General features: G+C 72.2%; 9 protein-coding genes and 1 pseudogene. 7 read left to right on the top strand and 3 right to left on the bottom strand.

The features are described 5' to 3' along the window. Window positions 1–234 precede the first annotated feature (234 nt). On the top strand, window positions 235–756 hold the full coding sequence (locus tag AB0J08_RS34840; protein ID WP_360642105.1) for an RICIN domain-containing protein: 522 nt from the start codon (window positions 235–237) through the stop codon (window positions 754–756). A gap of 150 nt (window positions 757–906) precedes the next feature. On the opposite strand, the pseudogene AB0J08_RS34835 reads toward AB0J08_RS34840, so the two are convergent. Continuing rightward, window positions 907–1,197 (bottom strand): annotated as a pseudogene (locus tag AB0J08_RS34835) (ester cyclase); the annotation flags it as partial. Between the two features lie 104 nt (window positions 1,198–1,301). After that, window positions 1,302–1,841: a GtrA family protein gene (locus tag AB0J08_RS34830; protein ID WP_360642103.1), complete on the bottom strand. Its 540-nt coding sequence runs from the start codon at window positions 1,839–1,841 to the stop codon at window positions 1,302–1,304. Between the two features lie 194 nt (window positions 1,842–2,035). Here AB0J08_RS34830 and AB0J08_RS34825 point away from each other — a divergent pair, with 194 nt between their 5' ends. The 4 genes from AB0J08_RS34825 (at window position 2,036) to AB0J08_RS34810 (ending at window position 5,512) form a co-directional block, all read left to right on the top strand. Then, complete coding sequence (locus AB0J08_RS34825; protein ID WP_360642101.1) at window positions 2,036–3,226, top strand: 5-(carboxyamino)imidazole ribonucleotide synthase; 1,191 nt, start codon at window positions 2,036–2,038, stop codon at window positions 3,224–3,226. Beyond that, entirely contained in the window at window positions 3,223–3,747 is a 525-nt protein-coding gene (gene purE, locus AB0J08_RS34820) for a 5-(carboxyamino)imidazole ribonucleotide mutase (RefSeq protein ID WP_360642099.1), read from the top strand. Before AB0J08_RS34825 ends, purE begins: the two co-directional genes overlap by 4 nt. A gap of 23 nt (window positions 3,748–3,770) precedes the next feature. Further along, the gene (locus AB0J08_RS34815) at window positions 3,771–4,997 is read left to right on the top strand and encodes a dipeptidase (RefSeq protein WP_360642097.1); all 1,227 of its coding nucleotides are present in this window, start codon (window positions 3,771–3,773) and stop codon (window positions 4,995–4,997) included. Window positions 4,998–5,095: 98 nt separating this feature from the next. Beyond that, a complete protein-coding gene (locus tag AB0J08_RS34810; protein ID WP_360642095.1) occupies window positions 5,096–5,512 on the top strand; it encodes a CoA-binding protein in 417 nt (138 codons plus the stop codon). 67 nt (window positions 5,513–5,579) lie between these two features. Here the strand turns inward: AB0J08_RS34810 and AB0J08_RS34805 are convergent, their stop codons facing one another. Continuing rightward, window positions 5,580–6,917 carry a UDP-glucose/GDP-mannose dehydrogenase family protein gene (locus tag AB0J08_RS34805; RefSeq protein WP_360642093.1) on the bottom strand — a complete coding sequence of 446 codons (1,338 nt, stop codon included), beginning with the start codon at window positions 6,915–6,917 and terminating at the stop codon, window positions 5,580–5,582. A 214-nt stretch (window positions 6,918–7,131) separates the two neighbouring features. Between AB0J08_RS34805 and AB0J08_RS34800 the strand changes: the two genes are divergently transcribed. Beyond that, on the top strand, window positions 7,132–8,343 hold the full coding sequence (locus tag AB0J08_RS34800; protein WP_360642091.1) for an LCP family protein: 1,212 nt from the start codon (window positions 7,132–7,134) through the stop codon (window positions 8,341–8,343). Between the two features lie 77 nt (window positions 8,344–8,420). Next, the coding region (locus AB0J08_RS34795; protein ID WP_360642089.1) for an acyl-CoA dehydrogenase family protein at window positions 8,421–8,650 on the top strand (230 nt) is incomplete at its 3' end.

Raw genomic sequence — 8,650 nt, 5'->3', positions numbered from 1 at the left:
CACAGCCTGGCGCTCAGCCGCAGGGACGACTGGCACAGCCTGGGGCGCAGCCGTGCGGGGCGACTAGGTCCGGCTTCCCCCGCGCCCGCCGGGCCGAGCTGACCGAGGGGCTGCCCACCCGCAGTCCGCGCCGGTCCTGAAGAAGTGAAGAAAAGGGCTTCCTGCCCGCCGGTGCGCCGTGATCGAATACGCGCGGCCGCGCGGGAAGCGCGCCACGGACTCACAGGGGGACCAATGAACAGAACGACCGGCACCGGACGCCTCACCTCCGCCGCCGCGGTGCTCGCCGCGGCCGCGGTGCTCGCCGTGGCCGCGCCCGCCGCCCCGGCCCGGGCCGCCACGCCCAGCGTGTTCCAGCTCGTCAACGCGGCCAGCGGCAAGTGTCTGGACGTCGCCGGCGGGAGCACCGCGGACGGCGCCGCGGTGATCCAGTGGAGCTGCAACGGCGGGGACAACCAGAAGTGGACCTGGGACCGGGGCTACCTGGTCAACGTCCTGAGCGGCAAGTGCCTGGACATTCCGGGGGGAAGCACCGCGTGGGGCACCCAGGCCGTCCAGTGGAGCTGCAACGAGGGCGACAACCAGTGGTGGTCCGAGGAGTCCGACGGCACCGCCGACTCCCCGCGCCGGTTCCCCAACATGAACAGCGGGTTGCTGCTCGACGTGTCCGGTGCCGGGACGGCCGACGGCACCGCGGTGATCCAGTGGGCCCGTACCGGCGGCACGAACCAGGGCTGGCACTACGTAGCCGCCTGACCCACCACAGCCCGGCCGGAGCCACGCCTCCGGCCGGGCTGCCGTCCGTGCACACCACGCCAGCGACCCCGGTGATGTACCCCGGGTTCGTCCGTACCCGCCGTTCCCCGGACCGGGTGCCGTGCTCAGAACAGGGTGCCGTGCTCAGAACCGGGTGTCGCGGACCACGTCCAGGTCGGTGAAGGTCGGCGGTGCGTCGCAGAGCGCGACCATCTCCCGGAAGATCCGGTCGGTCTCGGGCAGTGCGGAGTTCTTCATCGCGTCCTCGTAGGAGGCGAACTCGACGATCTCCACCAGGTGCCGCGGGTCGGCGCGGTCGGTGGCGACCATCGCGTGCCCGACCGTCCGTCGGCCCTCGGTCTGCTCGGCCCAGCTGTCCATGAGCCGGTTGAGGTCGTCCACCCTGTCGGTCTTGCAGTCGATGATCTGGACGAACGCCATGGCGAACCTCCTGGGAACCCCCGGGGCCTCGATCGTTCGCCGGCCGTGCTCGCCCTCGCTCACCACTGTCCTCCCGCGGGCGCGGGCAGGGCAAGCGGGGCGGCCTACTCGGCCTTGGCGTACCGGATCTCCTCGGTGGCCAGCACCAGTTCGGCCTGCGCGACGACCTCGGCGGCCGGCTCGGCCTCGGCGGCCGTCTCCGGGATCGCCTTGAAGACCCACGTCCGGTAGGAGACGAAGCGGAACACCGTCGCCACCGCGAGGCCGACCACCTTGGCGGCCAGCTGCTCGAACGGCGTGTCCAGGCCGAGCACGTACCGGGAGAAGCCCAGCACGCCGGTCTCGATCAGCATCCCGGCGCCGCTGAACAGCAGGAACAGCGTGATCTCGCGCTTGCGGGCGGCGGCGTCGCGGTCCCGGTAGAGCCAGTAGCGGTAGCCGAGGTAGTTGGTCGCGATCGCGACGACCGTCGCCACGATGTTCGACCGCACCGAGGCGAGGCCCAGACCGTTGATGCAGACCCAGAAGAGGGCGAAGTTGACCACCACGCCGCTCAGGCCGACGATGCCGAACTTCACGACCTCGCCCTTGAGCCCGCGCAACTTCTGCGCCAGCGAGGGGGTCGACGCTGCGGTCGTCGCCATACCGGGCTGCCTCCATGTGCCAGCGGACAAGGGGCCCGGAGCGGATGCGCGGCCGGCCCTTGAGCCCTGCGTGCACGCACATGATCGGATCACGCGTACCAGGACCTAGCGGTCCAGGCTACCCGCTTCCGCCGATCGGCTCAGCCCCCAGGGTTCCTCGCCCTCTGGGACGGGCCCGGGGGCGAAGTGGTTCCATGGCCCCCGACCGGCCCGGATATCCTGGCGGGGTGACTTCCCCGGGCAATGCGAATTTTCCAGTGGTGGGCATGATCGGCGGCGGGCAGTTGGCCCGCATGGCACACCAGGCGGGCATCCCGCTGGGGGTCAGGTTCAAACTCCTCGCCGACACGCCCCAGGACTCCGCCGCGCAGGTGGTCGCCGACACCGTCCTCGGCGACTACCGCGACCTCGACACGCTGCGCCGCTTCGCGGCCGGCTGTGACGTGATCACCTTCGACCACGAGCACGTGCCGACCGAGCACCTGCGGGCCCTGCAGGCCGACGGCGTGGCCGTCCGGCCCGGCCCCCAGGCGCTGGTCAACGCCCAGGACAAGGGTGTGATGCGCGCGAAGCTCGACTCCATCGGGGTGCCCTGCCCCCGCCACCGGATCGTCGCCGACCCGGCCGACGTGACGGCCTTCGCCGAGGAGGGCACCGGATATCCGGTCGTCCTCAAGACCGTCCGCGGCGGCTACGACGGCAAGGGCGTCTGGGTCGTCGACGACGAGCAGGAGGCGCAGGCGCCGTTCCTGGCCGGCGTCCCCGTCCTGGCCGAGGAGAAGGTGGACTTCGTCCGCGAGCTGGCGGCCAACGTGGTCCGCTCGCCCAGCGGCCAGGCCGTCGCCTACCCGGTGGTGGAGAGCCTCCAGGAGAACGGCGTCTGCGCAGAGGTCACCGCCCCGGCGCCGGACCTCGACCCGGCCCTCTCCGACGAGGCCCAGCAGCTGGCCCTGCGGATCGCCGGCGAGCTGGACATCACCGGCCACCTCGCGGTCGAGCTGTTCCAGACCCGGGACGGCCGGATCCTGGTCAACGAGCTGGCCATGCGCCCGCACAACTCCGGGCACTGGACCCAGGACGGCGCCGTCACCTCGCAGTTCGAGAACCACCTGCGGGCCGTGCTCGACCTGCCGCTCGGCGACCCGCGGCCGCGCGCCAAGTGGACCGTCATGGTCAACGTCCTCGGCGGCGACTACCCGGACATGTACCACGCCTTCCTGCACTGCATGGCCCGCGACCCGGGCCTGCGGATCCACATGTACGGGAAGGACGTGAAGCCCGGCCGCAAGGTCGGCCACGTCAACGTCTTCGGGGACGACCTCGACGACGTCCGCGAGCGCGCCCGCCATGCGGCCGCCTACCTGCGAGGAACGATCACCGAATGAGCCACCCCCTTGTCGGCATCGTGATGGGCTCGGACTCCGACTGGCCGGTCATGGAGGCCGCGGCCCAGGCCCTCGACGAGTTCGAGATCCCCTACGAGGTGGACGTCGTCTCCGCGCACCGGATGCCGCGCGAGATGGTCGCGTACGGCGAGAGCGCCCACAAGCGCGGGCTGAAGGCGATCATCGCGGGCGCCGGCGGCGCCGCCCACCTGCCGGGCATGCTCGCCTCGGTCACCCCGCTGCCGGTCATCGGTGTCCCGGTGCCGCTGCGTTACCTGGACGGCATGGACAGCCTGCTGTCGATCGTCCAGATGCCGGCCGGGGTGCCGGTGGCCACCGTCTCGGTGGCGGGCGCGCGCAACGCGGGCCTGCTGGCGGTGCGGATGCTGGCCGCGTTCGACCCGGAGCTGACCGAGAAGATGACGGACTTCCAGGCCGAGCTGAACAGCCAGGCCACCGAGAAGGGGAAGAAGCTGCGGGCCAAGGTGGCGGGTTCCGCCTCCTTCGGCTTTGGAAAGTAGTCATATCGGATACAACAGCCTGTATGACCTCTGAGCTGTTGGACTCCGCTGAGCAGCCCGACCCGGCCGACCTGCTGGACCGTGCCCGCGCCCTCCTCCGCGACACCCCCGTGGTGGACGGCCACAACGACCTCCCCTGGGCGATGCGCGAGCAGGTCGGCTACGACCTCGACACGCTCGACCTGGCCGCCGACCAGAGTTCCCGGCTGCACACCGACCTCGCCCGCCTCGCCGCGGGCGGGGTCGGCGCGCAGTTCTGGTCCGTCTACGTCCCCTCGCGGCTGGCCGGCGACCACGCCGTCAGCGCCACCCTGGAGCAGATCGACTTCGTCCGGGCCCTGGCCGCGCGCTTCCCCGACCGGCTCCGGCTCGCGTTCACCGCCGAGGACATCGAGACTGCTCGTGCCGAGGGCCGGATCGCCTCCCTGATGGGCGCCGAGGGCGGCCACTCCATCGACTGCTCGCTCGCCACCCTGCGCGCCCTGTACGAGCTCGGCGTCCGGTACCTGACGCTCACCCACAACGACAACACCCCGTGGGCCGACTCCGCCACCGACAAGCCGGCGGCCCGGGGCCTGACCCGGTTCGGCGAGGAGGTCGTCCGGGAGATGAACCGGCTCGGCATGCTGGTCGACCTCTCCCACGTCTCCGCCGACACCATGCGCGATGCGCTCCGGGTCAGCGAGGCGCCGGTGCTCTTCTCGCACTCCTCCGCACGCGCCGTCTGCGACCACCCGCGCAACATCCCGGACGACGTGCTCGGCCGGCTGGCAGCCAACGGCGGCGTCGCGATGGCCACCTTCGTCCCCAAGTTCATCCTGCCCGCCGCCATCGAGTGGACCGTCGCCGCCGACGAGAACATGCGCGCCCACGGCTTCGACCACCTCGACACCACCCCGGCCGGGATGGCCTGCCAGCGGGCCTTCGAACAGGCCACCCCGCGCCCGGTCGCCACCCCGGCCACCGTCGCCGACCACCTCGACCACATGCGCGAGGCGGCCGGCATCGACCACATCGGCATCGGCGGCGACTTCGACGGCACCGCGTTCCTCCCGGCCGGGCTGGACGACGTGGCCGGCTACCCCAACCTGATCGCCGAACTGCTCGGCCGCGGCTGGTCGCGGAGCGACCTCGGGAAGCTCACCTGGCACAACGCGGTCCGCGTGCTGCGCGACGCCGAGGCCGTCGCGCGCGACCTGCGGACCACCCGCGGGCCGTCCATCGCCACCATCACGCAGCTCGACGGCTGAGCCGGACCGACCCCGCCCCGGCGGAGCGGCCGCCCGGGAATGGCCGGTGGGCCAGGGGTGCTGGGAGTGGTGAGTCAGCGGCTGCGAGGAGGCAGGGCATGTACGGCGACCCGGAGACGGTCCGCAGGATCCTTACCGAGCTGGGCGACACCTGGGCCGTCGTCGGCCTCTCGTCCAACCAGCGGCGCGCCGCGTACGGCGTGGCCGAGGTGCTGCAGCGCTTCGGGAAGCGCATCGTGCCCGTGCACCCCAAGGCCGAGACGGTCCACGGGGAGAAGGGGTACGCGACCCTGTCGGACATCCCGTTCGAGGTCGACGTGGTCGACGCCTTCGTCCGGTCCGACCTCGCCGGCGCGGTGGCCGACGAGGCCGTGGCCATCGGCGCCGGGGCGGTCTGGTTCCAGCTCGGCGTGGTGGACGAGGCCGCGTACGAGCGGGCGCGGGCGGCCGGTCTCGCGATGGTGATGGACAAGTGCCCCGCCATCGAGATCCCGCGCCTCGGGCTCGCGGGCTAGGCGCGCAAGCGGCTCGGGAGGGGCCCGCCGGCCGCCGGACGACCGGCGGGCCCCGGCGCTCCGTCCGTCAGCTCGGGCGGCCCAGCGCCCGGTACGTCCAGCCGGCCGCGCGCCAGGCGGCGGCGTCCAGGGCGTTGCGGCCGTCCAGCAGGCGGCGCTCGGCGACCACCGCGCCCAGCTCGGCCGGGTCGAGGTCGCGGAACTCCTGCCACTCGGTGAGGTGCAGCACCACGTGCGCGCCCTCGGCGGCCTCCAGCGGGGACTCGGCGTAGGCCAGGCCCGGGAACATCTTGCGGGCGTTGTCCATCGCCTTCGGGTCGTACACCGTGACCTGCGCGCCCTGGAGCTGGATCTGGGCGGCGACGTTGAGCGCGGGGGAGTCCCGGATGTCGTCCGAGTTCGGCTTGAAGGCGGCGCCGAGGACGGCGACCCGGCGACCGAGGAAGCCGCCGCCGCACTGCTCGCGGGCCAGCTCGACCATCCGGGAACGCCGGCGCATGTTGATCGAGTCGACCTCGCGCAGGAAGGTCAGGGCCTGGTCGGCACCCAGCTCCCCGGCCCGGGCCATGAAGGCCCGGATGTCCTTGGGCAGGCAGCCGCCGCCGAAGCCGATGCCCGCGTTGAGGAACTTGCGGCCGATCCGCTCGTCGTAGCCGAGCGCGGTGGAGAGCAGGGTGACGTCGGCGCCGGCGGCCTCGCAGACCTCGGACATCGCGTTGATGAACGAGATCTTGGTGGCCAGGAAGGAGTTGGCGGCGGCCTTGACCAGCTCGGCCGTGGCGAAGTCGGTGACCACGAACGGCACTCCGGCCGCGATCGGTTCGGCGTACACCTCGCGCAGCACCCGCTCGGCGTATTCGCTGCGGGAGCCGACCACGATCCGGTCCGGGCGCAGGGTGTCCTGGACGGCGAAGCCCTCGCGCAGGAACTCCGGGTTCCAGGCGAGCTCCGCGCCCGCACCGACCGGCGCCAGCGCGGCCAGCCGCTCGGCCAGCCGGTTCGCCGAGCCGACCGGGACGGTGGACTTGCCGACCACCAGCACCGGGCGGGTCAGATGGGGGGCGAGCCCGTCGATCGCGGCGTCCACGTAGGACATGTCGGCGGCGAACTCGCCCTTGCGCTGCGGGGTGTTGACGCAGACGAAGTGCACGTCGCCGAACTCCGCGGCCTCCTGGACGGAGGTGGTGAAGCGCAGCCGGCCGGTCGAACCCTCGTGGCCCGACACATGCTTGAGCAGCAGCTCGGACAGGCCCGGCTCGTACATCGGCACCCGGCCGGCGGTCAGCGTGGCGATCTTGTCCGGGTCGATGTCCAGACCCAGCACCTCGAAGCCGAACTCGGCCATGGCGGCGGCGTGGGTGGCGCCGAGATAGCCGGTGCCGATCACGGAGATGCGGAGGGTCACTGGTTCCCCTTTGCTGGTTCTCGACCTGGACTGCCGTGGGACGGGCAGGACCTGCGAGCACCGATGCTATCCGCCCGTACCGGCCCGGCCCAGGCAGTCCTGCCTGCACCGATGATCGGGCAGTGCGGGTACGGGCGCAGACCCCCGGGCGTACGCGGGGCGCGATCCGGTGGAACCCCTACGCGCGCGCTGTGACCGGCGGCACAATGCGCGCATGGATCCGAAGCCCGAGAGCACGGACGGACCCCCCGTCGACGAACCGGACCGCACCGACGAACCGCAGCGCGCCGACGAACCGGACCGCGCCGATGGACCCGACCGCACCGATGGACCCGACCGCGCCGCGCGGCTCAGTCTCTTCGAGCCGCGCGATGGCGAGGAACCGCCCGAACCGCCGACCCGGCGCCGCCGCACCCGCCGCGTCCTGCTCTGGACGCTCTCCGTCCTGCTGGTGCTGGTCCTCGGCACGGGCGGCGCCCTCTTCTGGGCGGCCGATCACTACGCCTCCTCCGTCACCCGGATCCCGGACGCCTTCCCGACCGCGCCGGAGTCCGCCCAGCCGAAGCCCGTCCCGGCGAGCGGGCTCAACCTGCTGCTGGTCGGCCTGGACGCGCGCTCGGACGTCCCGACCACCGGCAGCCGGGCCGAGGCCCCGGTCTGGCGGGAGGGCGCGGCCCGCAGCGACACCATGATGCTGCTGCACCTCTCCGACGACCGCCGCAGCGCCTCGCTGGTCTCGCTGGCCCGCGACACCTGGGTGGACGTCCCCGGCCACGGCCGGGCCAAGCTCAACGCCGCCTACTCCTGGGGCGGCCCGGCGCTGATGACCGAGACCGTGCAGAACCTCACCGGCATCCGGATCGACCACCTCGCGGTGGTCGACTGGAACGGCTTCCGTGCCCTCACCGACGCCGTCGGCGGCGTGGACATCGCCATCCCGCGCACCATCGAGGCCGTCGGCGAGGCCCGCGCCTGGGAGGCGGGCACCCATCACATGGACGGTGCGCAGGCGCTGCTCTACGTCCGGGAGCGCTACGGCCTGCCCGGCGGGGACCTCGACCGCACCAAGCGCCAGCAGAACTTCCTGCGCGCGCTGATGCTGCGGATCATGGACTCCGGCACGCTGACCAGCCCGTCCCGACTGGGCGGTCTGCTGCAGTCGGTCGGCGAGGTGGTGAGCGTGGACGACCGGCTCTCCAACACCGACCTCTTCCAGCTCGCCTGGAGCCTGCGCTCGCTGCGCCCCGACGACGTCCGCTTCATGAACGCGCCGTTCGGCGGCTTCGACACCCGGGACGGTCAGAGCGTCGTCCTGCTGGACGAGCGCCCGGCCGCGCAGCTCTGGGAGGCGATGCGAAACGACCGGATGCCGCAGTACTTCCAGGAGCACCGGGCCGGCGACACCCTGGGGGCCGAGGTCGACTGAACCTAGGCAGTCGCAGGTCGGAGCCCTAGGATCTACTTAACGGTAACTAACCACAACTGAGCGGCGAGGCGGGCATCATGGCGGGCAGCGCAGGGGCGTCGGACTTCGATCTCTTCCGGATCTCCGAGGAGCACGAGATGCTTCGTGAGGCGGTGCGTTCGCTGGCCGAGGCGAAGATCGCTCCGTTCGCGGCGGAGGTGGACGAGCAGGGTCGGTTCCCGCAGGAGGCGTTGGAGGCGTTGCGGGCCAATGACCTGCATGCGGTGCACGTGCCGGAGGAGTTCGGTGGTGCGGGGGCGGACGCGCT

The sequence above is a fragment of the Kitasatospora sp. NPDC050463 genome (genome assembly GCF_040655255.1).
Lineage (GTDB): Bacteria > Actinomycetota > Actinomycetes > Streptomycetales > Streptomycetaceae > Kitasatospora.
The sequence above is the reverse complement of the archived record's forward strand: the minus strand, read 5'-3'. Positions and strand labels throughout refer to the sequence as shown.